At 69.7% G+C, this 26,318-nt stretch carries 21 protein-coding genes and 2 pseudogenes; 11 read left to right on the forward strand and 12 right to left on the reverse strand.

Features of this window, described 5'->3' with window-relative positions; translation table 11 throughout:
• Positions 1-28 precede the first annotated feature (28 nt).
• Together OG370_RS00195 and OG370_RS00200 are read right to left on the reverse strand one after the other, a co-directional pair.
• The gene (locus OG370_RS00195) at positions 29-1,762 is read right to left on the reverse strand and encodes an Ig-like domain-containing protein (RefSeq protein WP_328459287.1); all 1,734 of its coding nucleotides are present in this window, start codon (positions 1,760-1,762) and stop codon (positions 29-31) included.
• A gap of 446 nt (positions 1,763-2,208) precedes the next feature.
• Positions 2,209-3,282, reverse strand: coding sequence for a hypothetical protein (locus OG370_RS00200; protein WP_328459289.1), 1,074 nt, complete (start codon positions 3,280-3,282; stop codon positions 2,209-2,211).
• Positions 3,283-3,550: 268 nt separating this feature from the next.
• Between OG370_RS00200 and OG370_RS00205 the strand changes: the two genes are divergently transcribed.
• The 3 genes from OG370_RS00205 to OG370_RS00215 are packed head-to-tail and all read left to right on the forward strand — an operon-like array spanning position 3,551 to position 5,344.
• Complete coding sequence (locus OG370_RS00205; RefSeq protein WP_328459291.1) at positions 3,551-4,228, forward strand: inositol monophosphatase family protein; 678 nt, start codon at positions 3,551-3,553, stop codon at positions 4,226-4,228.
• Positions 4,195-4,530 (forward strand): SDR family oxidoreductase, encoded by a 336-nt coding sequence (locus tag OG370_RS00210; protein ID WP_328459293.1) that lies wholly within the window; start codon positions 4,195-4,197, stop codon positions 4,528-4,530. Before OG370_RS00205 ends, OG370_RS00210 begins: the two co-directional genes overlap by 34 nt.
• A 43-nt stretch (positions 4,531-4,573) precedes the next feature.
• Positions 4,574-5,344 (forward strand): transposase, encoded by a 771-nt coding sequence (locus OG370_RS00215; protein ID WP_328459295.1) that lies wholly within the window; start codon positions 4,574-4,576, stop codon positions 5,342-5,344.
• A gap of 81 nt (positions 5,345-5,425) precedes the next feature.
• Here the strand turns inward: OG370_RS00215 and OG370_RS00220 are convergent.
• Positions 5,426-6,661 (reverse strand): annotated as a pseudogene (locus OG370_RS00220) (IS701 family transposase).
• A 175-nt stretch (positions 6,662-6,836) separates the two neighbouring features.
• On the opposite strand from OG370_RS00220, the gene OG370_RS00225 reads away from it, so the two are divergent.
• A complete protein-coding gene (locus OG370_RS00225) occupies positions 6,837-7,157 on the forward strand; it encodes a hypothetical protein (RefSeq protein WP_328459297.1) in 321 nt (106 codons plus the stop codon).
• A 258-nt stretch (positions 7,158-7,415) separates the two neighbouring features.
• Here OG370_RS00225 and OG370_RS00230 read toward each other — a convergent pair whose 3' ends face one another.
• The 9 genes from OG370_RS00230 to OG370_RS00270 form a co-directional block, all read right to left on the reverse strand.
• The gene (locus OG370_RS00230) at positions 7,416-7,895 is read right to left on the reverse strand and encodes a hypothetical protein (RefSeq protein WP_328459299.1); all 480 of its coding nucleotides are present in this window, start codon (positions 7,893-7,895) and stop codon (positions 7,416-7,418) included.
• 45 nt (positions 7,896-7,940) lie between these two features.
• Positions 7,941-8,789, reverse strand: coding sequence for an NAD-dependent epimerase/dehydratase family protein (locus tag OG370_RS00235; protein WP_328459300.1), 849 nt, complete (start codon positions 8,787-8,789; stop codon positions 7,941-7,943).
• Between the two features lie 14 nt (positions 8,790-8,803).
• Positions 8,804-9,682, reverse strand: a complete 879-nt coding sequence (locus tag OG370_RS00240) for an ABC transporter permease (RefSeq protein ID WP_328459302.1) — start codon at positions 9,680-9,682, stop codon at positions 8,804-8,806.
• On the reverse strand, positions 9,679-10,602 hold the full coding sequence (locus OG370_RS00245; protein ID WP_328459304.1) for an ABC transporter permease: 924 nt from the start codon (positions 10,600-10,602) through the stop codon (positions 9,679-9,681). The genes OG370_RS00240 and OG370_RS00245 overlap by 4 nt, the downstream gene beginning before the upstream one ends.
• Positions 10,599-11,888, reverse strand: coding sequence for an ABC transporter ATP-binding protein (locus OG370_RS00250; RefSeq protein WP_328459306.1), 1,290 nt, complete (start codon positions 11,886-11,888; stop codon positions 10,599-10,601). Before OG370_RS00250 ends, OG370_RS00245 begins: the two co-directional genes overlap by 4 nt.
• Positions 11,889-11,905: 17 nt before the next feature.
• Positions 11,906-13,135: an extracellular solute-binding protein gene (locus OG370_RS00255; protein ID WP_328459308.1), complete on the reverse strand. Its 1,230-nt coding sequence runs from the start codon at positions 13,133-13,135 to the stop codon at positions 11,906-11,908.
• Between the two features lie 129 nt (positions 13,136-13,264).
• On the reverse strand, positions 13,265-15,034 hold the full coding sequence (gene araD / locus OG370_RS00260) for an L-arabinonate dehydratase (RefSeq protein ID WP_328459310.1): 1,770 nt from the start codon (positions 15,032-15,034) through the stop codon (positions 13,265-13,267).
• A gap of 65 nt (positions 15,035-15,099) precedes the next feature.
• Positions 15,100-16,041: a dihydrodipicolinate synthase family protein gene (locus tag OG370_RS00265; protein WP_328459312.1), complete on the reverse strand. Its 942-nt coding sequence runs from the start codon at positions 16,039-16,041 to the stop codon at positions 15,100-15,102.
• 7 nt (positions 16,042-16,048) lie between these two features.
• Positions 16,049-16,711 (reverse strand): GntR family transcriptional regulator, encoded by a 663-nt coding sequence (locus OG370_RS00270; protein WP_328473687.1) that lies wholly within the window; start codon positions 16,709-16,711, stop codon positions 16,049-16,051.
• Between the two features lie 349 nt (positions 16,712-17,060).
• Between OG370_RS00270 and OG370_RS00275 the strand changes: the two genes are divergently transcribed.
• The 7 genes and pseudogenes from OG370_RS00275 to OG370_RS00305 all read left to right on the forward strand — a co-directional run bounded on the left by OG370_RS00275 (position 17,061) and on the right by OG370_RS00305 (position 26,256).
• Positions 17,061-19,490, forward strand: coding sequence for a pectinesterase family protein (locus OG370_RS00275; RefSeq protein WP_328459314.1), 2,430 nt, complete (start codon positions 17,061-17,063; stop codon positions 19,488-19,490).
• Between the two features lie 29 nt (positions 19,491-19,519).
• Positions 19,520-20,410 (forward strand): carbohydrate ABC transporter permease, encoded by an 891-nt coding sequence (locus OG370_RS00280; protein WP_328473689.1) that lies wholly within the window; start codon positions 19,520-19,522, stop codon positions 20,408-20,410.
• Positions 20,407-21,300: a carbohydrate ABC transporter permease gene (locus OG370_RS00285; protein WP_443060595.1), complete on the forward strand. Its 894-nt coding sequence runs from the start codon at positions 20,407-20,409 to the stop codon at positions 21,298-21,300. The genes OG370_RS00280 and OG370_RS00285 overlap by 4 nt, the downstream gene beginning before the upstream one ends.
• Positions 21,301-21,305: 5 nt before the next feature.
• The gene (locus OG370_RS00290) at positions 21,306-22,466 is read left to right on the forward strand and encodes a Gfo/Idh/MocA family protein (protein WP_328459316.1); all 1,161 of its coding nucleotides are present in this window, start codon (positions 21,306-21,308) and stop codon (positions 22,464-22,466) included.
• Positions 22,463-23,272 (forward strand): annotated as a pseudogene (locus tag OG370_RS00295) (PmoA family protein); the annotation flags it as partial. The gene OG370_RS00290 and the pseudogene OG370_RS00295, both read left to right, overlap by 4 nt.
• Before the next feature lie 83 nt (positions 23,273-23,355).
• On the forward strand, positions 23,356-24,726 hold the full coding sequence (locus OG370_RS00300) for an ABC transporter substrate-binding protein (RefSeq protein ID WP_328459318.1): 1,371 nt from the start codon (positions 23,356-23,358) through the stop codon (positions 24,724-24,726).
• 297 nt (positions 24,727-25,023) lie between these two features.
• Complete coding sequence (locus OG370_RS00305; protein WP_443060596.1) at positions 25,024-26,256, forward strand: right-handed parallel beta-helix repeat-containing protein; 1,233 nt, start codon at positions 25,024-25,026, stop codon at positions 26,254-26,256.
• Positions 26,257-26,318 lie beyond the last annotated feature (62 nt).

Consider the following 26,318-nt stretch of genomic DNA (forward strand, 5'->3'; position numbering starts at 1 on the left):
CCACCGACCTGTCAGGCCGGCCGAGCCGTCAACCCGTCGCGGGGACCACCAGCCAGTCCCCGGACGTGGCGTGGTCGGCATCGCCGTTGAAGTCGACCGTGTAGAGGGTGTCACCGGGGCCGGGCGCGTCGTCGAACGCGAAGGTGCCGTCAGCGGCCACTCTGAGCGTCGGGAGCGAGGCCGCGCCGCCCTTCGTGCGACGCTGCACCCGCACGACCGTGCCCTGGGGCAGCGCGGTGCCGCTCGTGGTGAGCGTGCCCGCGATGTGCACGCTGCTGCCGGCCCCCGCGGCCGTCGGCGCGGTCAGCGCCACCGTGGTCGGCGCCTTGGCGACGGTGACCGTCTTCGTGGCGTCGGCCGCCGGGTCGTGTTCGGCGTCGCCCGCGTAGGACACGGTGTAGGTGGCGGTCCCGGCCTGCGACGGAGTGTCCTCGATGGTGAACGAACCGTCGGCCGCGGACGTGACCGGGTCGAGTTGGTGGCTGCCGCTCGCGTCCGTGCGGACCGCCGTCAGGCGCGCAGGCGCCCCGGACGCCGGACCGTTGAGCACGATCGTGCCGCTCAGCTCGACCTTCTGCCCGGCGTAGGGGGACTCCGGCCCCACGGTCAGCGGACCCTGGAAGGACGCGTGGTAGCGGGAACCGGCGTTGCTGACGATGTGCAGCCAGTACGCGTCACCGGCCGCGTCGCTGGTGACCGCGAACAGCTTCGAGGCGTCCGCGGACCAGGCGAGGCCGCGCGACGCGATCCGGTCTCCGCCGTCGGCTCCGTCCTGGAAGACGAAGCTGCGCGGCGCGTCACCGTGCGCCGGGTCGGCGTCCTGCACCAGCAGGTCGGCCTCGTCGCCGGGCGCCGCGAGACCGCGGGCCACCAGCGAGCTGTCCGGGCTGAAGGCCACGGCGGTCGCCGAGGCGTCGGCCGGAGGCGCGCTCCAGCCCGGGTCGGCGTCGGACATGTCCGAGGCCTTCAGCAGCCGGAACCCCGCGGCGCCGTAGGCGAGTCCGACCAGCGAGCCGTCGGCGTTGAGCGCGTCGTCCTGCGCGGCCAGCGCGGGTGCGGCGACGGTGCCGGGCCAGGAACGGCCCGAGACGTACTTCGCCTTGCTCATGTCGTAGAGGTTCGCGTACGACTCGGTGGTGCCGTACGTCGACGTGTAGAGGAGCAGTCCGGGGGCGCCGGGCTGGGGGACGGCGAAGCGGAAGTTCTGCCCCGAGGTCAGGGTGCTCGTCCCGTTGAGTCCGAATGTCCGGTAGTCCAGGTAGGTCGCCCGGGTGCAGTCCGTGCCGACGTTCGCGGCCAGGTTGGTGTAGAACGCCTTGCCGTCGGCCGTGGCGATCTCCCGCCCGCACACGCCCTGATGAGCGTCGCCGAGGAGCGACCCCGAGGCGTAGGTGTCGGCGTTCAGCGCGAGGACGTAGTCGGTGGACCCCACGTAGAGGAGCCCGCCGTCCTCCGACAGCGCCATGCCGCTCGGGCGGTCAAGCTTGCTCATGGTCACTGTCTTCAGCAGGTTGCCGTCGAAGTCGTACACCAGCAGCGCGTCGGTGCGGGGCGAGGAGTACTGGCCGGTGGTGATCAGGACGCGGTGCCGGGCCTGGTCCACCAGCATGTGTGAGTACGAGATGGTGGGCAGCCGGATCGAGACGTCCGACGGCTCGGCGGCCTGCGCGGCCGGTGACAGTGCGACGGACAGCGCGCCCCCGCCCAGAGCCAGTGCGAGCAGTACGGATGCGACCCGCCGAAAACGGGCATGCCTTCTCACGCGTGTCCCCCCAAAAGACATTGTCGTACCGTCAGATGTGTACGACTTGTGAAGAATAACAGGGGCGCGCTCTCGTGTAACGGGTAATCAGTAGCGGCGCCGCGGGGCCACGTCGACGACGTCGTAGCCGGGGTCGTAACCCCCGCCCGACGGCACGCCGCTGCGGGAGGACGCGGCGTAGGGGCCGCCCGTTGGGCGTGCGGGCGGGCGACGTGCGCGACGGCCGCGCGTACATCGCCGTCCGGGCCCCGGAGCCGGCGTGGACGACCGCCGTCGCTCGGGGCGGGCAGGGGCGGCGGCGCACCGGTCGTCCGCGCCGGCTTGGGGGTCCGGCTGTTCGGCCGGGCGGTGTGCAGGCCGGCCCGATGCAGAGCCGGTGGGGCGTGGAGGTCGGTGCGGATGGTGGCTCGCGGCCGGTTCACCCTGGGCCGTGCTTCGGGCCGCGGTCAGCCTGAGACCCGCACCGGGTTCTTGCCGCAGCCGAACCTCGGGGACTGGACCGCGACGTACGCGGCGAGGACGCGGGCCGCGTCGTAGCTGCCGTCGTCCTGGTCGCGGGCCACGAACGCCACGTCTTGCTTGCCGCAGGTCAGCTCGACCGTCGCCAGGTTCCGGCCGGCGTATCCGGCGTCGCGCGGGGCGAGCAGGCGGCCCGGTCCGTAGGTCTTGGCCACGCCGGAGAAGGTACGGGACAGCCCTCGGTCGGCGGAGAGGGTGATCAGGTCCACTCTGCCCACGTCGCTGTTCAGGGTGCACACGCTGACCGAGCGGCCGTTGGCCCGGTACGCGCCGCGCGGGTTGGTCTTCGCGGGCAGCGCGGACGCCGGAAGGCCGCACCGGTCCGGGGACGACATCCCGGACGCGTGGTGCTCGGCGGCCGGCAGCGTCGGCTTCGGCAGCGTTCCCTCGCAGTGGAGTGAGGAGGCGGCGCGGTTGGCGAGTGCGACGGCTGCCTTCGCCATCCGCAGGTCGCCGTCGCCGTTCGCGCCGTCGTCGTCCACCGGCAGGATCGAGGCCCTGGGGCGGTAGGACAGCCGCACCACGTCCGGCGCGCTGTCGTCGTAGACGCCCTCGGCGAAGCAGGCGCGGGGCAGTTCCACCCAGGCGTCCCGGTCGTCCGCCATGCCCGTGAGCCCCGGTCCGAGCGGGGAGAGGTCGCCGGTCAGGCCGTCGTTCGACCATCCGCCGTCGGAGCTGTCGGTGTCGAGCACGTCGAGGTCGGCGTAGAAGACGTCCGAGCTGTCGTCGACCTTCCGGCCCCGGTCGACGCCCACCATGATCCGGCACTCGGGTGTGGTGCCGCCGTACGGCGTGATGTCCTGCGTGGAGGTGGCGCGGTGCGGGAAGAGCGCCGACAGGTCGACGCCCCAGCACGAGGGCGCCGCCGCTATGAAGGGCGGCCGGCCCCTCGCCCACGTCGCCCCGCCGCCGAACGCCACCGCCAAGGCGACCACGGCCGCCACCGCCATCCACACGACCCGCGTCTGCCGCGTCCGCGCGGCCCCCGTGTCCTCGCTCATCGGCACATCGTCGCAGACGCGAGCCGGGCCGCTGCAGGGCCACCCCCGGGCCACCGGCTCGACAGCCCCTCAACTGCCGTGTAGAGAGAGGCAGTTCGGCTGTCACCCGCGCGCACACGATCAACACGGCATGCTCCACGGCGTCCTCGCCGTACGGAGCCGACGGCACGGCAGGGACGACAGCGAGGGGCGGACGGGGCGAGAATGAGTGTTCACGGGGGCATCGGGGTCGGCGGGGCTTCCGCCGGCGGAGGCCGAGGCGGCTGAGGTGGCGGCGGCCGCCGAGGTCGCGGAGCACGCCGCGCGCGAGGCCGGCGGGCTGCTGCTGCGGCTGCGCGGCACGCGGGCGGCCCAGGGCCGCCCCAAGGGGGGCCACGAACTCGTCACGGACGCCGACCTGCGGGCGGACGAGCTGATCAGACGCATCGTCACCGACCGCTTCCCCACCCACCGGGTCGTCAGCGAGGAGACCTGGGACGGCTGGCGGGACGACCCGTTCGACGGCCCGGTATGGGTCGTCGACCCGATGGACGGCTCCGCCAACTACGTGCACGGCTATTCGTACGTGTCGGTGTCCGTCGCGTTCGCGATCGACGGGGTGGTGCGCGCGGGCACGGTGCACGCGCCGTTCCTGCGCCGGACGTTCACCGCGGTCCGGGGCGGCGGGGCGCGCTGCGACGGGCGGCCCCTGCGCGCCGCGGACACCGGCGCCCTGGGCGACGCGCTCGTCAGCACCGGCTTCCCGCACGAGGGCGGCGGTCTCGACGCCGTGATGGAGCGGGTCCGCCGCCTGGTGGTCAACTGCCGCGACGTACGGCGCCGGCTCCCCCGCCCTGGACATCTGCCTCGTACGGCGCGACCAGCGGTATCGGCGCCCACACCGCGCGGTTGCTCCTCGACCGCGGCCACCGTGTGGCGGTCACCGGCCGCAACGAGAGCAAACTGAAGGCTTTCCTCGACGAGGCCGGTCACTCCGACCTGCTGCTGGGTCTTGTCGCGGACGCGGCGGACCGGCAGGCCACCGAGTCCGTCGTGACCCGCACCGTGGAGCGTTTCGGTGCCCTTGACGCGGCGGTGGCCAACGCCGGATTCATGTCCGGGGACTCCATCGGGGCCGGCGACCCGACACAGTGGTCGCCCATGGTCCTGACCAACGTCCTCGGCCCCGCCCTGCTGGCCCATGCCGCCCTGCCCCACCTGGAGGCCACGCGCATCCATAACTCTGCGAACACTTCGGAAGCTAGCTAAGCGTTGTCCCGTAACTGCTGGCCACCGGTGAGATGATCATGCTGTGTCTGGTGTGATCCCGGCGTCGGAGCCCTCCTGGATAGCCCCGTTCAGTGGGTTGAGCCCGCGGCAGTTCAGCAAGCTGATCACTGCACTGCGGCGGGAGGGTGCAGACCCGGTGCGCAAGGGCCGGCCCTGGAGCCTGCCGCTGGAGGACCGGGTCCTGCTGGTCGCCGCGTACTGGCGCACCAACCTCACCCTGCGCCAACTCGCCCCGCTGTTCGGGGTGTCGAAGTCCGCCGCGGACCGGATCGTCGACCACCTCGGACCGGCGCTCGCGCTTGAGCCCCGCAAGCGGTTCCGCAAGGACACTGTGCTGATCGTGGACGGCACGCTGGTCCCCACCCGCGACCACAGCGTCGCCGCGCAGTCCAAGAACTACCGCTACTCCACCAATCACCAGGTGGTCATCGACGCCGACACCCGGCTTGTCGTGGCAGTCGGCCCGCCGTTGCCCGGCAACCGCAACGACTGCAAAGCATGGGAGGAGTCCGGCGCCAGGGCCGCGGTGGGCCGCGCCACGGTCATCGCCGACGGCGGCTACCAGGGGACCGGCCTGATCATCCCGCACCGACGAAAAGCCGGCCAGAGCGAACTTCCCGCCTGGAAAGAGGAACACAACACCTCCCACCGCAAAGTCCGCGCCCGCGTCGAACACGCCTTCGCCCGCATGAAGACCTGGAAGATCCTCCGCGACTGCCGCCTCAAAGGCGACGGCGTCCACCACGCCATCCTCGGCATCGCCCGCCTTCACAACCTCACCCTGGCCGGGTGACGTAGGAGTAGGCAGGTCAGCAAGCGCACCGTAGATCATTTACGGGACAACGCTTAGTACTCCAGCCGTAGATCGTGATCTTCACGTCAGAGTGGCTTGTCGTCGGTAGTGGCTGGCCTGGGATCGGGCTTGATGGCGGCGTCGCCAGTCGGACCAGTGGAGTCGGTGCGTGTCTGTGTGGCTGGTCTGGGCGACGAGGGTGGTGAACAGGTGCTGGATCTCGTTGCAGGTCAGCGGGAGCAGGCCGTCCGGAGCCTGTTCTTGAGTACGTTCGTCGGCGGTGGCCGCAGCCAGGAAGGCGTGGGCGAGCATCGCGAGTGTGACCCAGCGATACCAGGACGTCCAGCGCCTGACCTGGTGTTCGTCCAGTCCGGCCAGTCCCTTTCCGGACTGGAAAGTCTCCTCGATCGTCCACCTGCGCCCCGCCACCTTCACGAGGGTGGACAGCGGCACCCGATCCGCCGAGTAGCAGCGCTAGAAGGCGAGTTCACCGGTGCGCCGGTTGCGGCGGACGAGGAGGAAGCGGTGGCCAGGCCGCTCGTCGGCGATGTCGGCCAGGGCCCAGTCGTAGAAGCGGTGTCCCTTGGCTCCGGCGCCGGCGGAAAGCTTCTGCCATGCCCGTTTCGGCAGTTGCTTGACCAGGGTGTCGGCACGGAACTTGCCCGCGTGGGTGACGATCTGGTGGTCACATGCGATGGCGAGGACGTAACCGACCTCGCGACCCTCCAGTGCGGTCCGCAGAAGCGGGTTGCCTCCGTAGACTTCGTCACCGGCCACCCAGGAAGCGGGGACGCCGGCGTCCAGCGCACGGCCGATCATGCGGGCGGCGAGCGCCGGTTTCGTGGCGAAGCCGACGGTGTCGGGTATCCCGGCGGCCCGGCAACGGGCGGTGTCCTCGACCCAGGAACGCGGGACATACAGCTCCCGGTCGATCGCCGCGTGCCCCCTCGGGGTCGAGTAGGCAAGATAGACCGCGACCTGGCTGTTCTCGATGCGTCCGGCAGTACCGGTGTACTGGCGCTGCACGCCCACCGTGGAGGCGCCCTTCTTCACGTCGCCGGTCTCGTCGACGACCAGCACCGCGTCGCGGTGGTGCAACTGCTCGACGATGAAGCCACGGATGTCGTCGCGGACCGTGTCGGCGTCCCACCTGGCCCTCGACAACAGATGCTGCAGGCCGTCCGGAGATGGGTCCCCCGCGTGCTCGGCGAGCGTCCAGCAGTTCTTGCGTGGCAGGTCCGACAGCAACCCGAGGACCAGTGCCCTCGCCCGGCGCCGCGGTTCCACACGGGCGAACCGCCGCGCGATACGGCCCATCAGGACCTCGAACATGTCGTGCCAGCGGTCAGGATCTATGCTGTGACCTGCGGCCACGGTCTGATCTTCTGTCTTCACACACCGATGATCACCGGTGGTCGCACCCGTTCCCGGACCAGCTCCGACCAGCAGGACTATCTGGGCTGGAGCACCAACTCTGGAGTCGATTCGGCCGATGGACATGTCCTCCCGGGAGATCCGCATCCCCCTCGACGAGGCCGTCGCGGTCCTGCAGGACCTGAACGAGTTCGTGGTATCCCTCGACCGACTCGGATCCCGCCAGGCGTCCGGAACCGCCGACGACCAGACCGTCGGGACATTCATCGCCGACTGGGATGTCGCCCGACGGTTGGCCCGCGCCCGACACGTCATCAGTGCTGCTCTGGATGCGCAACTAAGCGAAGAGGACAACACCGAGATCGACGCCCTCTGTGAACAGGGCCGCTTCTACAGCACGGAGAGCGCACCACCACCCTCCGATGACCAGCCCAGCTGAGACGACAAGCGCATCAGAGCGGACCAGTCGAGACGGACGCCAGTTCGACCGAAACCCGGCATCCAACCAGCAAGATCACGATCTACGGCTGGAGTACTAGTCGCGTGGGCGGCCTGACGGACTGCGCTGCGAGGTGTCGCCGGCCGGTATCACGAGTTCGGGTCGTCGGTGGGCAGGGCCTGCAGGGCCAGGTCCATGCGGTCCATGGCGTCTCGGCTGAGCAATAGTCAAGACTTGTGGGTGAGGCACTGAGCTCGTTCAGCCTCCATGGGATTTGGAGCAGTGCGCTGCGACCCAGGTAGCGGAGATGTCGTTGCACGTGACGATGACCGACCCGGGCCTGAAGGCCATCTCGTGAGTGCAGCCCTGGTCGTGCGGAAGGATCTCGTCCAGGATCAGCGTGCCGAGGTTGTTCCAGGTCGAGGGCTCGTTCGGAGTGCTGATCTGGACGGTTGTCACCCCCGCATAACGAATGACCAGATCCTCCTCGTGCTTCCAACAGTTGTGACGGAGGCGAAGGTCGAGAGCTGGCCCCTCGTGGAGAAAGGTCGCCTGGTGGGGCGTCAGGTCCTTGACGCAGCGCCGCCCGGCGAAGTCGTAGTGGCTCGGGTCGGTGGCGAACGCCCTGGCGCCCGGGGGCAGACTGGTGCTCAGCGCAGGCAGAAGCTCAAGGTAGGGGCCAGGATCGAGGACCCCGGTCAGTTCGCCGACTCGGGCATCGAGATCGACATACTTCATTGCTCACTCCTGCGATGGTCCAGCGGTCCGCCTTTGGGCGGCCTCTCAGTCTTCGGGCGCCCGCACAGTGCCACCGGCGAACACCGCGTCAGGGTCGTCGGCGGCGAGCGGGCCGCCGAACTCGGCCAGCAGTTCGGGCGCGTAGCGCTCGGCGTCGTCCTGCGGCGCGTAGCCCAGCTCTTTGGCGCCGTCCAGTTCCCACCACGCGCGGGTGTTGGCAGAGATACCGTTCACCGTGGCAAAGGTGAGGCCCGGCGCGGTGAGCAGCGCGTGGACGAGCCGGACGGCGTCGCCTGGGCTGAGCCAGGTGGCCAGGTGACGCAGCCGGGTCGGGCGCTCGAAGCAACTGCCTATGCGCACGCAAGCGACGGCCATTCCGAACCGGTCCGCGTAGTATGATCCCAGGGCTTCGCCGAATGCCTTGCTCACCCCGTACAGCGAGTCCGGCCGCGCCGTGGCCGCACCGCTGAGCACCGTGCCGGCCCGGTGGCGGCCGATGGCGTGGTTGCTGCTGGCGTAGACCAGCCGGCGAACCCGCGCCTGCCGGGCCGCCTCGAAGACCTGGTAGGTGCCGTCGATGTTGGTGTGCAGCAGGCGCTCGAAGGCCGCCTCGCCGGGGATGCCCGCCAGATGAACGACCGCGTCCACGCCGTCCATCGCCACCGATAGGTCCTCGGGTCGCGTGATGTCGCCTGCCACCCACTCCAGGCCGCCGTCCTGCGCGGGCAGCGCCAGGTCGAAGCAGCGCAGTCGCCAGCTGAGCCGGGGGAGGCGGGTGCGTAAGAACGTGCCGACGCCGCCAGCCGCCCCGGTCAGCAGCACGGTCGGCGTTGCGGCCGCAATCGGGCCACCGCTCCGGCGTGTACGGCTGTCGGGGCGCTCGGGATCGCTCATAGTGTGCCTGCCTGTCAGTCGTGGGAGCGGGCGACGAGTTGGGTGGGGTTGACGAAGCGCAGGGCGATCAGCAGCAGGACGGCCATCGAGGCGGTGTAGACGACGGCCATGGCGTCCACGGACTGGGTGGCCCGGATACCGGCGGAGTTCACGGCCGAGAAGAGCGCCACGATCAGGGTCTGGCTGGTCGGCCCGGAGGTGAGGAAGGTCAGCTCGAACATGCCGAAGGTGCGCACCAGCACCAGGATTCCGGCCGCGAGCATGCCGGGCAGCAGCAGCGGCGAGAGTATCCGGGTCAGCACGGTCCAGGTGGAGGCGCCGCACATGCGGGCCGCGTGCTCGATCTTCGGATCGATCTGTTCGATGAACGGCGTCATCGTGAAGACCACGAAGGGGATGGACGGTACCAGGTTGGCGAGCACCACACCGGTCACCGACCCGGCCAGGTGGAACTTGTACAGCACGGTGGCCAGCGGGATGCCATAGGCGATCGGCGGCACCAGGATGGGCAGCACGAACAGGGCGGTGAGGAGCCTCTTGCCGGGGAAGGACCGGCGGGCCAGCGCGTAGGCGGCGGGCACCCCGAGCACGAGCGAGACCAGCACGACGACGAGGGTGACCTCCAGCGTGGTGCCGAGCACCTGGCCGAGGCTGAACTCCTTCCACGCGTCGCCGTACCAGTGGCCGGTCCAGCCGCTGGGCAGCCAGTGGTTGAACCAGGCCCGGCCGAAGGAGTTCACCAGCACCGTGGCGATCACCCCGAGCAGGTTGAGGAAGAAGAACGTCAGGACCGCCCAGGTCAGCCAGGTGCCCGGGCGCAGCACGAGCCGGCGCCGCCCGGGCGGACGTGGCGCCCGTCCGGCCGCGGGTGGGGAGCTGAGTACGGTGGTCATCCCTTGCCTCCGGTCGATCCGGTGTAGAGCCGGGAGCGCGCGACGGTGACCGCGCCGAGGACGGCGAACATCAGCACCGTCATGATCATCGCGTCCGCGCAGCCCTGCGCGTAGTCGAAGCGCTGCAGGGCGGCTTCGTACGCCTCGATGGAGATGACGTGGGTCCTGCCGTCGGGGTCGCCCACCATCATCGCGGAGGGGAAGACGGCGAAGGCCATCACGAAGGTGAGGCAGAAGGTGGTCATGAGGCCGGGCAGCAGCAGGGGCAAGGTCACGTGGCGGAAGCGCTGCCACCAGCCGGCGCCCAGGGTGGACGCGGCCTTCTCCAGGCTCGGGTGGATGCCGGAGAGGTAGGAGTGGGTGAGCAGGTAGGCGAAGGGGAAGCCGCTGATGACCAGGGACAGCAGCACCCCGGTGTAGTTCATGGTCAGCTTGACCGGCGAGTCCGCCAGCCCCAGCAGGTGCAGGGTGCGGTTGAACCAGCCGGAGGGACCGTAGAACTCCAGGATGCCCTCGGCGGTGAGCACCGTGCCCAGCGTGATCGGGACGACCAGCAGCGCAAGCAGCAGACGCTTGCCGCGGAAGTCGCGGCGCATCCGGTACGCGATGGGCACCGATGCGCCGACGTTGATCAGTGCGGCCGGGATCGCGAGTGAGAAGGTGGCCCAGATGGACTTGCGGGCGAAGGAGTCCGAGAAGAAGTGGCGGTACGCGCCCAGCGCCCCGCCGTGCGCGGGCTGGAAGGACAGCTGGAGCCCGTACAGGAACGGGTAGCAGAACAGCGCGATGACGGCGAGTGCGCCGGGTATCACCAGGAGCAGTGTCCGGTCCACCCCCCGCTCGGCGAGGCGGTGCCGCAGGGCGGGCCTGGTCACCGTGGAGTCGGAGGAGTCGGCGACCGGAGGGGCCGTGGCGGTCATGACGCGCCCTCCCCGGCGGATCGTTCGACGGGCTCCGTACCGGGCTCGCCCGGCCGGTCCTCGGCTCCCCCGGTCGAGGCCGCCGCGCCCGCCGCGCCGACCGCATCCGGGGCATCCCGCGCATCCGCCGCGCCGACCGCATCCGCCGCGCCGACCTGCTCGCCCGGCCCGGGGAAGATCAGCGCACGGTCCGGATCGACCACGACGGACAGCGGATCGCCCGGCCGGACCTGCCGGTGGGCGTTGAGATACAGCCGGTCGCCGCCCGGGGTGACCGCCTCCACGTGCAGCACCCGGCCGTGGTACTCGACGATCTCGGCCACCGCCCCGCTGAGCGGCTGCTCGTCCTCCCCCGCGAGCCGGAGGTCCTCGGGGCGGACCGCCACGACGACGTCCTGGCCCGCCTGCGGCGGCCGCGCGCCAACCGGCGTGCCCCGCAGCCGCAGGCCCCGCCCCTCGGCGACGGCGCCCGCGCCGGCCGCGTCCGCGGAAGTGACCTGCAGCGGCAGCAGGTTGCGGTAGCCCATGAACGCGGCGACGTGCGGGTCCGCGGGGTGTTCGTACAACTCGGCGGGAGTGCCGATCTGGCTGACCCGGCCCTCGCGCAGCACCACCAGCCGGTCGGCGAGCGACAGGGCCTCCTCCTGGTCGTGCGTGACGTAGAGTGTGGTGAGCCCGAACTCCTGGTGGATACGGCGGATCTCGCTGCGCATCTGCAGCCGCAGAGCCGCATCCAGGTTGGACAGCGGCTCGTCCATCAGCACCAGCGGCGGCTCCATCACGATCGCGCGGGCGATCGCAACCCGCTGCTGCTGGCCGCCGGAGAGCTGGCCGGGATGCTTGTGGGCGTGCTCGGTCAGCCGCACCAGGCGCAGCACCTCCGCCACCCGCGCCTGCGTCTCCTGCTTGCCGACGCCGCGCATCTTCAGCCCGAAGGCGACGTTGGCGCGCACGGTCAGGTGGGGGAAGAGGGCGTAGTTCTGGAACACCATGCCGAAGCCGCGCTTCTCCGGCGGCAGGGTGTCCACCCGCTTCCCGTCCAGCACGATCTCCCCCGCGGTCAGCGGGAGCAGGCCGGCCAGGCAGTTCAGCGCCGTGGTCTTGCCGCATCCGGAGGGGCCGAGCAGGGCGACGAACTCGCCGCCGCGGATGGTCAGGTCGAGCGGATGCAGGGCGAGGTGGCCGCCGTAGGCGCGGCTGACACCGCGCAGCCGCAGCTCGCCGAGCTGGGACCCGGAGCGGTTGCGTGCCGCCCCGGCGGGCGGGGAGGTCTGTTGTGGGGTCATGTCGGGTGTCACCGTGCTCACTTGGTCGAGCCGATCTTCTTGTCCCACAGGTCGAACGCGGTGACCTGGGCGGTGGCGGGCAGCGAGTTCTTGGCCGGGAACTTCGTGATCCAGCCGTCGAACTCGGTGTCGCCGTACTTCTGGACGACCGTGCGGGAGGCGGCCGGGGCCTGGCTGAGGGCCACGTTCTTGACCGCGGGACCCGGGTAGAAGTAGCCCTGGTCGAAGGTGACGGCCTGCTGCTCCGGGGTGAGAGCGAAGGCCAACAGCCGCATCGCGGCGATCAGTTCGTCGTCCGAGACGCCCTTGGGGATGACCCCGTACTGGGCGTCGGTGACCCAGGTCAGGTTGTCGAACTTGGCTGCCTTGATGCCGGCCGGCACGGTGCCCAGGGCCCTCGGGTTGATGTACCAGCCCATGGTGCTGGCGATCACGTGCACCGTGCCCTGGGCCAGGTTGGTCATGACCGTGGAGGTCTTGGGCGGGTAGGGGGCGGTGTACTTGTTCAGCTCCGTCAGGTACGCCCAGGTCTTGGACCAGCCGTTGGTGGGGTCGCTGGGGTCGGAGTCGCCCAGCAGGTAGGGCAGGCCCATCAGGAAGGTGCGGCCGGGACCGGAGTTGCGCGGCTGCGCGTACTGGAACCTGCCCTTGTTCGCCTTGGCCCACTCCAGCAGGGCATCCGTGGTGGTGGGAACGGAGGGCACCTTGGCCGGGTCGTACTCCAGCAGCGGGCCGCCCGGTGTGGTGACCAGCTCGATGCCCTGGTCCTGGGCGAGGGTCGCCATGGACGCAGCGGGCCCCCCGTAGTTGGTCATCAGGGCGGGGAAGAAACGGTCGTAGTACGGCTTGAGGTCGTACCACAGGCCCTTCTGGATGCCGGCTGCCAGGCCGTCGGTACCGGTCAGCACCAGCTGGATCTGCACGTTGCCGGCCTGCTGCTGGGCCTGCACCTTCGGCGCGAGTTCGGGTGCGGTGCCGGTGGTGGTGGTGACGTGCGAGACGACGTCGGGGTTCTTGGCCTTGAAGGCGTCGATGATCGGCTTGGTGAGCGCCAGGTTGCCGGCGACGTCGAGGATGTTCAGCGTGACCGGCTTGGACGGCTTGGTGGCCAGGCTGCTGGGCTCGGCGGTCTTGCCGGGGGTGCCGGCGCTCGGGGAGCTGCACGCGGCCAGCACGGGAGCGGCCGAGGCGGCGGCGATGCCGCCGATCAGCAGGCGGCGGGACAGATTTCTGTCGAACTCGGACATGACGATTGCGGCCCTTCGTCGAGTACAGGTCACGAGCGGCTGAGGTGCGGGGACCGGGGGCGCGAAGACCCTCCGGGTGAAGCCGATACAAGGTGGTCCGAGCGGGGATGCCGAACGGTGCCGGGTGGTTCAGTGCGGGTCGGGCGCCGGGTCGTGACCCGGCCGGGCCAGGAAGTCGAAGTCGCACCCGGCGTCCGCCTGGGTGATGTGCTCGGCGTACAGGGCCCCGTAGCCGCGCTCGAAGTGCGGTGCCGGCGGCTGCCAGGCGGCGCGGCGCCGCTGGAGTTCCGCGTCGTCCACCTCAAGGGTCAGCAGCCGGTTCGGCACGTCCAGGGTGATCAGGTCCCCGGTGCGCACCAGGGCGAGCGGCCCGCCCGCGTGCGACTCGGGGGCGACGTGCAGCACGCAGGTGCCGTAACTGGTGCCGCTCATCCGGGCGTCGGAGATCCGCACCAGGTCCTCGACCCCGCGTTCCAGCAGATAAGAGGGGATCGGCAGCATGCCGTACTCGGGCATGCCGGGTCCGCCGAGCGGTCCGGCTCCGCGCAGCACGAGCACGGTGTCCTCGGTGATGCCAAGCTCCGGGTCGTCGATACGGCTCTTGAGCTCCGGGTAGGAGTCGAACACCACGGCCGGGCCGGTGTGCGTGAGCAGTTTCGGGTCGGCCGCCAGGTGCTTGATCACCGCCCGGCCGGGCGCGAGGTTGCCGCGCAGCACGGCCACCCCGCCCTCGGGCGCCACCGGATCCTCGCGGGTGCGGATCACCTCCGGCCGGTGGATCTCGGCGCCCGCGTAGTACGACGAGAACGGCTGCCCGGTGACGGTGGCCCGGTCCGGGTGCAGAGCGCCCGGGACCCGCGCCAACTGGGCCAGCAGCGCCGGGAGGCCGCCGGCGTAGTAGAAGTCCTCCATCAGGTAGGCCCCGACCGGTCGTATGTCCGCCAGTACCGGCACCCGGGCGCCGATGGTGTCGAAGTCCTCCAGCGAGAGGGCGACCCCGGCCCGGCCGGCCATCGCGATCAGGTGGATCAACGCGTTGGTGGAGCCGCCCAGGGCCAGCACCGTGGCGGCGGCGTCCTCGAAGGCCGCCCGGGTCAGCACCTTCGCCGGCGTCAGTCCCTCGTGCACCAGCGCCACTGCGCGGGCCCCGGCGGCGGCGGCCATCCGGTGGTGGGCGCTGTCCACGGCCGGGATGGCGGAGGAGCCCGGCAGCGCGAGGCCGAGCGCCTCGGCGGCGGCCGTCATGGTGGAGGCGGTGCCCATGGTCATGCAGTGGCCCGGCGAGCGGGCCAGGCCGCCTTCGACCTCGGCCATCTCGCACGTGCCGATCCGGCCCGCCCGGTGCTCGTCCCAGTACGACCACAGGTCGGTGCCGCTGCCGAGCGTCCGGCCCCGGTGGTGGCCGCGCAGCATCGGCCCGGACGGAACGACCAGCACCGGGAGCCCGGCGCTCGTAGCACCCATCACCAGGGCCGGAATCGTCTTGTCGCAGGCGCCCATCAGCACCGCGCCGTCCACCGGATAGGACCGCAGCAGTTCCTCGGTCTCCATGGCCAGCAGGTTGCGGTAGAGCATCGGGGTCGGCTTCTGGAAGGTCTCCGACATGGTGGAGACCGGGAACTCCAGCGGGAAGCCGCCCGCCTGCCACACCCCGCGCTTGACCTGCTCGGCCCGCTCCCGCAGGTGCATGTGGCAGGGGTTGATGTCCGACCAGGGGTTCAGGATCGCGATGACCGGCTTGCCCAGGTGCTCCTCGGGCAGATAGCCGAGCTGGCGCATCCGGGAGCGGTGGCTGAAGGCGCGCAGCTCGCCGCCGGTCGCGCCCTCGCCGAACCACGCGGCGCTGCGCAGCACCGGCTCGTGCGTGCTGCCGTCGCGCCCCTCGTCCGGGACGCCCACCCGTGTGCCCGGCGAAGGTGCGGGCGTTATATCCGGCTCCGGTCCGGCTGTCCTCCGTCGGCCCCTCACAGCCAACCGCCCTGCCGCCAGGCCGATATCAGTTCTGCGATCCGGACCCGCACGTCATCGGGCAGTACCCGGGACGGTGGCCGGACGGCCGGTCCGCACAGCTCCAGTTGGGCCAGCGCCTCCTTGACGACGCTGACGTTGTCCGCCGACGCGTCGGCCGCCCGAAGCTCCTCGAAGAGCCGGATCTCCTCCCACACGGACATCGCCTTGGCGAAGTCGCCGTCGCGCAATGCCTCCAGCAGCGCGCCCGACAGCCGCGGCGCCACGTTCACCAGACCCGAGGTGAAGCCGGTCGCGCCCACCGCCCAGTAGCCCGGGCTGGACAGCTCGGCAAGTCCGGCGATCCAGGCGAAGCGGTGCAGTCCTGCGTCCCGGGCCACGGACGCGAAGCGCACCGGGTCCGGCACGGCGTACTTGACGGCGACGACGTTCGGGCTCCGGTCGGCCAGCGCGCGCAGCTGCGCCCCGGAGACGCGCGGGTCGCGGACGTACAGGACGACGCCCAGTTCGGGGACGGCGTCGGCGATGGCGCTGTGGTAGTTGATCCAGCCCTCTGCGGAGCGGTAGGGGTGGACGGGCTGGTGCACCATCACCGAGCCGGCGCCTGCCGCCCTGGCATGGCGGGCCGCGGCGACCGCGCTGGCCACGTCGAGGCCGACCCCGGCCATCACCTCGGCGCGGCCGGCGACGGCGGCCACCGTCGACTCCACGGCACGTCGGGTCTCGGCCGCGGTGAGGGAGTAGAATTCGCCGGTGTTGCCATTGGGCGTCACGACCTCGACGGCGTTGTCCATGAGGCGGTGGATCAGCGCGACGTGGGTGTCCCAGTCCACACTGCCGTCCTGGTGGAAGGGCGTGACCGGGATGGCCACCACCGTCGACAGCCTGCCGCGCAACTCGTCCAGGGAGGTCGGGCTCTCCTGCGTTTCCACAGTCATAGGTGGCCTACTCCGCTTCGTTCTCAGGGAAGTTGCGCGCCACGAAGGCGCTGATGTGGCTGCGCATCCGGGCCCGTACGAGGGTGGCGTCCCCCGCAGCGGCTGCCGCCAGGATCTCGCGGTGCTCGCGGGCCTCCTGCTCCCACGACGGCTGCCGGGCCCAGGCCACGCTGGAGACCAGCGCCGTCTGGTCCCGCAGGTCGTCCAGGGCCTTCACCAGCAGCGGGTTGCCGCAACCCGCGTACAGGGCGCGGTGGAAGGCCCGGTTGGCCAGCGACCTGTCGGCGGCGTCCCGGGCATGGTCGGCGGCATCCAGCGCGGCGCCGGCGGCATCCAGAGCGAGCCGTGACAGCGTGGCACGGCCCGCGGCCACCGGCTCCAGCAGCAGCCGCATGTCGTACACGGCACGCGCCAGGGCCTCATCCACCATCCGGACCGCACCCCCCTTGTAAGGGAGCATGACCACCAGGCCGGAGCCGGCCAGCACCTTGAGGGCCTCGCGCACCGGGGTCTTGGAAACCCCGATCCGCTCGGCCAGTTCCGTCTCCACCAGGGCCTGACCCGGCTTGAGTTCACCGGTCAGGATCGCGTGCTTGAGGGACTCCAGGACGACCTCCGTACGCGAGGGCGGCAGCGTTCCTGGTCGTGAACTGTCATGCGGCGCAAGGATCTCTGCCACGGTGCGGACTCCTGTGGTGCGATCGGGCGCGCTGGGTAAGGCCCATGGCCTCAGCGCTTTCATATATGACGTTCCATCGTCGAGGGCCTGGGCGGAACCGTCAAGAGGTCGGAGCAACCAGAAGATATGACGACAGAGTCCTTGACGTGTCGCGCACACGTCCGTAGTTTCACGGCTCGGTCCGCTCACTCGGCTTGACTGCATCCATCTGACGCCTCCTCAGTCCCGCCGCACAGCCTAGATGTCGTATATGAGACTCCATCCACGATGTGCGGCTCTGGCTGCGCCCGGAAGGAGCAAAGTGCCGGCCCCCACCCGAATCCGTCGAATCCGAGGAACCATGAAGCCGCACCGCCTCATAGCTGGGCTGCTCGCCGTTCCCGCACTGCTGCTCTGCGGCCCCCTGGGCCAGGCCGCTGCCACAGGCAGGACCCCCACAGGCCCGGCCGCTCAGGTCGTCATCACCGTCGCCAAGAGCGGCGGCCAGTACGCCACCGTCCAGGCGGCGGTGAACGCCGTGCCCGACAACTCGGAGACCCGGTACGTCATCTCCATCGCCCCCGGCCGGTACGCCGAGCGGGTCACCGTACCCGAGACCAAACGCCACCTGACCCTGGCGGGCGCCAGCGGCAAAGCCCGTGACGTGGTCATCACCGCCGCCGACTACCACGACGAGACCGATCCGGCCACCGGCAATCCCTACGGCACCGAGGGCTCGGCCACCATTCACGTCAAAGCGGCCGACTTCACCGCCGAGTACCTCACCTTCGCCAACACCTTCGACAAGACCGCCCACCCCGGCGTCACCGGCACCCAGGCCGTGGCCCTCGCCATGGAGGGCGATCGGCAGCAGTACCTGCACGATGTCTTCTACGGCCACCAGGACACGCTGCTGACCTGGGGGTCCAACGCCACTACGCACCTGCGCCAGTATGTCTACGACTCGGAGGTCAACGGTGACGTCGACTTCATCTTCGGCAACGGAAGCCTGGTGGTGGACCGTTCCACCGTCAACGCGCTGAACGACGGCATCTACTCCTCGGCGTACCTGACGGCGCCCGCCACGCCCGCCGCACAGAAGTACGGCATCCTGATCACCGGCTCCACCGTCAACACCACCTTGGCCAACAACGCTCTGTACCTGGGCCGAGCCTGGAAGCCGAACAGCGACTCCGACCCGCAGGTCCTCATCCGCGACACCGTGCTGCCGCAGGCGGTCAACGCCGCCGGCCCGTGGCTCGGCATCTCGGGCGCCACCTGGTCACCGGGCCGCTACGGCGAGTACGGCAACACAGGCCCCGGAGCTACCGACACCGGCTCCGGCCCCCGCCCGGTCCTGGACCCGGGCACCGCGGCCCGCTACACGGCCGCCGCCTACCTGGCCGGAACCGACGGCTGGAATCCGGTGGCCACCACCTCCTCGGCCCTGCCCGCCATGGGCGACCGCCGCAGCGTCCACGAGCCGCGGCTGCCTGCCGTCTGCCGGACCGTCACGGCCGCACTGCCCGGCGGCACGCGCACCTTCAGTGACGCCGACGAGTCGACACCGCCCGACACCACCCTCATCCAGGACGCGCTGGACGCCTGTGCCGGAACCGGCCGCAGCGTCCTGCTGACCACCGGCGACCGCACGCACACCGCCTTCCTGTCCCTGCCGCTGACCGTGCACGCCGGGGAATACCTCGTCGTCGACGCCGGCGCCGTCCTCTACGCCAGCCGCGACGCCGGCGCCTACCAGCAGGCAGGCAAAGCCACCTGCGGCTCCATCGGCGACAGCGGCAACGGATGCGGCCCCTTCATCCATGTGACCGGCCGGGACGCCGGAGTCGAAGGCGTGCTGCGCCACGGGGAGCAGGGGACCGTCGACGGACGCGGCGACCAGACCATCCTGGGCACCGGCACCACCTGGTACCAGCAGGCCGACACCGCCAAGGCCGAGGGCCTCAAACAGGTCAACCCGCGGCTCATCCAGTCGGACAACGCCGACGATGTGACCTTCTACCACCTCACCCTGAAGTACGCCGCCAAGCAGCACCTGTTCATCAGCCGCAGCATCGGCGCCACGGTGTGGGCCATCAAGATCGCCACCCCGGCCGACACCCTCAACACCGACGGCGTCAACGTCGACTCCAGTACGGAAGTCACCGTGACCCGCTCCTCGATCATGAACGGCGACGACTGCGTGGCCATGACCACCAACAACAACGCCGAGTCCGCCGTCACCGTCAGCCACCTGCACTGCTACGGCAGCCACGGCCTGTCCATCGGCAGCGGCACCACCTACGGCCTCGACGCGATGCTGATCGAGCACAACACCCTGGACAGCAAAGACATCTGGGGCAACGTCAGCAGCTTCAACAACGGTATCCGCATCAAGAGCTACCCAGGCGCCGGCGGCACAGTCACCCGCACCACCTACCTCGACACCTGCATGACCGGCGTGCAGAACCTGCTCGTCATCACCCCCAACTACGCCGCCCCCACCGGCACCACGATCCCCTGGTTCAGGTCCGTCACCGTCGACGGAGCCAAGGCCGTGCACTCGGCCCCCGACGCCTCCTCCGACCTCGAGGGCTACAGCTCCGCCTACCCCTCGGGTATCACCCTGCGCAACGTCGACCTCGACGCCACCGCCGTCACCGCCAAGTACGCGAACATCACGCTGGACCGCACCGATCTGAACCCTGAAGGACCCGGTGTCACCGTCACCACGACCGGAACCTCCCACCCGTCAATGACCTGCGCCTTCCCCGACTTCCCGGACATGTGAAGGAGCCCAGAGCCGTGGCTCTCTCCGTGATGAAGGAGTTCCGACGGCGCGACCGGCGCCTGCCCTATCTGCTGATAGCCCCGGCCGCCGCGTTGATGCTCGGTTTCATCGCCTACCCGATGCTCAGCGTCCTCTACTACAGCCTGCAGAACTACAACGTCACCAAGCCCTGGCGGAACGGATTCGCCGGGCTGGACAACTTCCGGCGGATCTTCACGGACGACCCACAGTTCTGGCAGAGCCTCGGCTTCAGCCTCAAGTGGGTCGGAGTCCAAGTCGTCCTGCAACTCGCCTTCGGACTGATACTGGCGCTGCTGGTCAACCAGACCTTCGTCGGACGCGGACTGGCGCGCGCCCTGGTCTTCTCCCCCTGGGCGGTGTCCGGTGTGCTGACCACCACCATCTGGATGCTGCTCTACAATCCCTCCACCGGGGTCAGCCGTTATCTCGCCGACGCAGGCCTCGGCTCCTACGGCACTTCGGTGCTGTCCGATCCGCACACCGTGTTCTGGGCCGCAGCCCTGGCCGAACTGTGGCGCGGCGTCCCCTTCTTCGCGATCCTCCTCCTCGCCGACCTCCAGTCCATTCCGGGAGAACTCTACGAAGCGGCCTCAGTGGACGGCGCGAGCCGCCTCCGCCGCCTGTTCCACATCACGCTTCCGCACCTGAGGGATGCCATCGTCCTGTCCACGCTGCTGCGCGCGGTCTGGGAGTTCAACAACGTCGACCTGCTCTACACGCTGACCGGTGGCGGGCCTGCCGGCCAGACCACCACGCTGCCGCTGTACGTGGCCAACACCGGCCTCGACGGGCACGACTTCGGATACGCGTCGGCACTGACCACCATCGCCTTCGTGATCCTGCTCTTCTTCTCCGTCCTCTACCTGCGCCTGAGCAAGTTCGGGGAGGGACGCTCATGACCATCGTGCACCCACGCCCGGTTTCCTCACAGGCGGTACCCGCCCGTACGCGGCTGGCGGGAAACTCGGCGGGACACGGAGCCGACCGGGTGCCGCGCTGGCAGATCTACCTGCCGCTCGGCCTGTACCTGCTGTTCACGCTGGTCCCCTTCTACTGGATGCTGCTCTTCGCGTTCCGTCCCGCCAGCTCGACGTCACTGCTGCCGTGGCCGGTCACCACCGAGCACTTCGGCAAAGTCTGGAACGGCCGGTCCTTCGGCGTCTACTTCCAGAACAGCGTGCTGGTCGGCATCGCGACCCTGATCACCACCACGGTCGTCGCGCTCAGCGGCGGATACGCGCTCGCGCGGTTCCGCTTCCGCGGTCGGAACGCCTTCATGCTTGCGCTGCTGTGCTCGCAGTTCATCCCCGGCGCATTGATGCTGGTCCCCCTCTTCGAGATCTTCAAGAACCTCCGGATGATCAACTCCCTGTGGAGCGTGATCATTTCGGAGACCGTCTTCCAGCTTCCGCTGTCCATCATCCTGATCAGCGGCTTCATCCGCAGCGTCCCCGTCTCGCTGGAAGAGGCGGCCTGGGTGGACGGCTGCACGCGCCTGCGGGCGTTCCGCGCGGTGGTACTGCCGACGCTGCGGCCCGGCCTGGTCGCCGTCGGCTCGTTCGCCTTCGTGCACAGCTGGAACCACTTCCTGTTCGCCCTGATGTTCCTCAGCTCGCAGGAGAAGCAGACGATCCCCGTCGGACTGAACACCCTGATCGGCGCCGACAGCGTGGACCTCGGCGCCCTGGCCGCGGGCGGCGTCATCGCCGCCGTGCCCGTGGTGATCGTTTTCGCCTTCATCCAGAAATGGCTGATCACAGGCTTCAGCGCCGGCGCGGTCAAGGGGTGAGAGGCATGGCACCGATCCCCGTCGTCCTGGCCGGAGCGCATGGCCACGGACATCGACATCTGGACAACCTGCGCCGGCTCACCGTGTCCGGCACCGTGGTACTGACAGCGGTCTGCGACCTGAGACCGCTGCATCGCAGCGCCTCGGACGGACTCGGCACACCGCTGCAGGGAAGCGACCTCGGAGCGCTCATCGACCGGACCGGCGCCCGCGTCGCGATCATCTGCACCCCCATCCACACGCACGCCGACCTGGCGCTGGCCGCCGCCGACCACGGCGCCCACGTGCTGCTGGAGAAACCGCCGGCACCCTCCTACGGGGAGTTCGAGCGGCTGGTCCGAGGTCTCGACAGCACCGGGACGGCCTGCCAGATCGGCTTCCAGTCACTCGGCTCCCATGCCGTGCCAAGGATCCGCCGGCTCATGGCCGACGGCGCCATCGGAGAGGTGCGGGGTATCGGAGCGGCGGGCAACTGGGTGCGCGAGGAACACTACTTCAGGCGCGCCGACTGGTCGGGCCGGCGGGCGCTGCACGGCATCGACGTGGTGGACGGCGTCCTCACCAATCCGCTCGCGCACGCCGTGGCGACCGCGTTGCGGCTGGACGGCAGCGACCGCGCCGAAGACGTCGCGGACATCGAGACCGAGCTGTTCCGGGCCCACGCCATCGAGTCCGACGACACTGCGTGCGTCAGGATCCGCACGGTGCGCCGCACCAGGGTCACCGTGGCGGCGACGCTGTGCGCGCGGGCGGCGGCCGAGCCGTACGTCGTCGTACACGGCACCCGCGGCCGGATCACCTTCTGGTACCGGCGCGACCAGGTGCTGGTGGAGCGCGCCGGGCAGGCCCCCGACGAACGGGTCTTCGGCCGCACCGACCTGCTGGAGAACCTGCTGGCCCACCTCGCCGACGGTACGGACCTGCTGGTCCCGCCCGCTACCGCGGGCGCCTTCATGAAGGTCGTCGAGGCGGTGCGCACCGCCCCGGACCCGGCGGCCATCCCTGCCGCCCTCTGGCAACAGGCGCCGGGTGAGCACTCCCGGCGCCGGGTGATCGAAGGCGTGGACGCCATGGTCGATGCGGCGGCCCGGTCGCTGAAGTCGTTCTCCGCACTCGGCGCGCCCTGGACGGCGGCGGCGCCGCCGAGTGAGGCGCACCCCCGATGACCTCCGTCGAACTGCGCTGCGGCCCGCACACCGTGGGGAGATACGTCCACCGGCCCGACCTGCCCACAGAGCTGTCCCCGCGACCGTACTACCACCCCCTGATCACGCTCGGCGGCACCCCTGTCACCAAACTGTCACCGCCCGACCACCGCCACCACCTCGGTGCGGGCTTCGCCGTCCCCGACGTCGGCGGGTACAACTTCTGGGGCGGCCGCACGTTCGTCCGCGGCCAAGGCCCGACCCGGCTGGACAACCACGGAACCCAACGTCACGAACGCTGGAGCCGGCAGGAGGCGACCGTCTTCGGCGAGGACCTCGGCCGGACCGCCGGCGGGCGCCGGCTCCTCACCGAGCAGCGCATGGTGAGCATCGGGTACCTGTCACCGACCGCCTGGCGACTGGACATCGCCTTCACCCTCACCAACACCACCGACCGGCCGCTGCCGATCGCGAGCCCGGCCGCCAACGGCCGCCCCGGCGCGGGATACGGCGGCTTCTTCTGGCGCGCTCCGCGAGCCTGCACCGAGCCCCTCTTGTTCACTGCCGACGCGCAGGGCGAGGAACAGGTGCACGGGAAGCGAGCGGACTGGCTCGCCATGGCAGGCGACGGCTGGACGCTGGTGTTCACCGGGCCCGACCCCTGGTTCGTACGAGGCCGCGCGTACCCCGGCGTGGGACAGGCGCTCGCCTGGCATGCGCTGGTGCTCCCGCCCGGCGGGTCCGTCGTACGGCGAGTCGCGACCGCGATCGCCGACGGCCGGCTCCGTCGCGAGGAGGCGGCCGCCCTCACCCGCGCGGCCGACCGGCAGCCCCCGCCGCACCCCTGGACACCCCCATTCCGCCGCAAGGACACACACCGGAAGCAATTCCGACAACCGAAAGAGCCGCCATGCCACAGCCAAACGCATCACGACCTGACAGGCCACCACTGCGCATATCGATCCGGGCACCACGGCTGATCGGCACCATCGCCATTGCCGCCGCCCTCTCCCTCACCGCCGCCGCTTGCGGCAGTTCGGGTGGATCGCCCGGTGCGGAGGGCAACGGTAAGGGGAAGATCGTCTTCTGGGACAACAACGGCGGGGTGCGAACCGCCGTCTGGAAGCAGATCATCGCCGCCTTCGAGAAGAAGTACCCGCAGATCAAGGTCGAGTACGTGGGTATCCCGATCACCGACGTGCAGAAGAAGTACGACACCGCGGCCGCAGGCGGCGGTCTGCCTGATGTGGGCGGCGTGGGCACGGCCTACCTGGCCGATCTCGTGGCCCAGGGCGTCCTGGCGCCCCTGAAGGACCGCATCGACGCCGGCCCGCTCAAAGGCAAGCTGGTGAAGGGCATGGTCTCCAGCGTGCAGGCGGCCGGCGGTCATGACCAGCAGATGTACTCCGTGCCGACCTCGGCCAACGAGGGGACACTGTGGTACCGCAAGGACCTCTTCGCGGCCGCGGGCCTCCAACCCCCCACCACCTGGGCGGCGTTCTACCGGGCGGCAGCGCGGCTGACCGACCCAGCGCACGACAAGTTCGGGTTCACCATCCGCGGCGGCAAGGGCTCGATCGCCCAGGCCCTGGAGATGATGTATGCCCAGTCCGGGATCGGCTCGTTCTGGGAGGACGGCAAGACCACCGTCAACGACCCCAGGAACATCGCCGCACTGGAAAAGTACGCGGCGCTGTACAAGAAGGCCACCCCCGCGGCCGATCTCAACAACGACTTCGTGAACATGGTGTCCGAGTTCGACCAGGGTGACGTCGGAATGCTGCAGCACAACCTCGGCTCCTACAACGACCACGTCAAGGCGTTCGGCAAGGACAAGATCGAAGGTGTCCCTCTGCCCGCTCCGCAGGACGGAGGAGCACCCACTATCGTCTCCGAACCTGTCGACGGCCTCGGCATCTTCACCTCCAGCAAGCACAAGGCCGCGGCCTGGAAATTTATCGAATTCGCCGACTCGGCGCCGATGAACAGCCTCTGGAACCAGTCAGCCGGTGCCATCCCCGCGAACACCGATGCAGCGGCGGCGCAGTGGATCCAGGACGCCAAGTCGACGAAGGCAGCGATGGACTCGCTCAACAGCCCACACACCAAGGTGGTGCAGCTCCCGTACTACCTACCGGACTGGAACAGCATCAGCAAAGCCGAAAGCGAGCCGGAGTTCCAGAAGCTTTTCCTCGGCAAGGTAACCGCAAAGTCGTTCGCCGACACGCTCGCGGACAAACTCAACTCCGCCCAAGCGGACTACGTCAAGCACAAGGGCTGACAGCGGCAGGGTATTCCGTGCCATAAGGAAACCACTATCCTCGGGGGTCGCGTGGCGATCCCGCTTGGTCGAGACAATGTGCCGACTCGATTCGGCGCCCAGTTGCAGTGGTGAGATGGCGCTGACTCCTGCCATTTTTCAGGGCCGCTTTCCGGTTCTGAATTCTTGCGCGAAGCCTTGCCCATGTGGCGAGCGCGTCCTATGGTGCTGAATATTGCAGCACCTCGACTCCCCTTCACGACATTCGTCGAGTAAGCGCTTGCTGCAACCGAATCCCCCCCACGAAGGAAAACATTCATGAAGCACACGCGGAACTCCACAGCTGCGTCACGCGGGACGCGACGCAAGGTCCTTGCCGGTGTGGCGGCGACGATAGCCTGCTCGGCCGGTCTTCTCGCGTTCCACCCGGCTGTCTCGCAGGCTGCAGCGCCGGCCCTGAACAGCAACGCCCTGTACGTCTCGCCCAGCGGCAGTGCCGGCGCGCCGGGCACCCAGTCCTCGCCGACCACGCTCACCTCGGCGATCACCAAGATCACTGCCGGCGGTACCATCTACATGCTCGGCGGGACCTACAACCTCGCGCAGACCGTCACTATCGCGACCGGCAACGACGGCACGTCCAGCGCCAGCAAGGAGATCTCCGCCTACCCCGGCCAAACTCCGGTGCTGGACTTCTCCGCCCAGAGCGAGAGCTCCACCAACCGCGGACTGCAACTCGACGGCAACTACTGGCACCTGTACGGCCTCACCGTTCAGCACGCCGGCGACAACGGCATCTTCGTCGGAGGCAGCAACAACGTCATCGAGCGCACGGTGACGGCCTTCAACCGCGACACCGGTCTGCAGATCTCCCGGGCTTCCTCGACCACCCCCAAAGCCCAGTGGCCGGCGAACAACCTCGTCATCAGCTCGGAGTCACACGACAACCGCGACTCCACTGGTGAGAACGCCGACGGGTTCGCCGCGAAACTCACCGTCGGCACCGGCAACGTCTTCCGGTACGACGTCTCCCACAACAACATCGACGACGGCTGGGACCTCTACACCAAGTCCGACACGGGAGCCATCGGTCCGGTGACCATCGAGTACTCCCTGTCCTACAACCAGGGCACCCTGACCGACGGCACCCAAGCGTCCAACGGTGACCGCAACGGCTTCAAGCTCGGCGGAGACAAGATCGCCGTCAACAACATCGCGCGTCATGACCTGGCCTACCACAACGGCAAGGACGGGTTCACCTACAACAGCAACCCCGGCACGATCCAGGTGCAGAACGACGTCAGCATCGACAACGTCGAGCGGAACTACTCCTTCGACGCGGGCACCTCCGTCTTCCGCAACGACACCTCCTGCCGGTTCGCCAGCGGTGGGTCGAACGACAAGACGGTCGGCAGCACCGACAGCTCCGATCAGTTCTGGACCGGGACGAACGGATCGCGGTGCTCGTCGTACTCCGGCTCGCTCGGCTGGTCCTTCGCGGCGGACGGCAGTCTGCAGGTGACCTTGGGCGGCAAGGCGGTGACTCTCTGACGCCTTAGGGCGCTGTCCCGGCCGGCCGGTTCGCCCCACCGGGCCGGCCGGTCGGGACAGCA

Source organism: Streptomyces sp. NBC_00448 (genome assembly GCF_036014115.1).
Classification (GTDB): domain Bacteria; phylum Actinomycetota; class Actinomycetes; order Streptomycetales; family Streptomycetaceae; genus Actinacidiphila.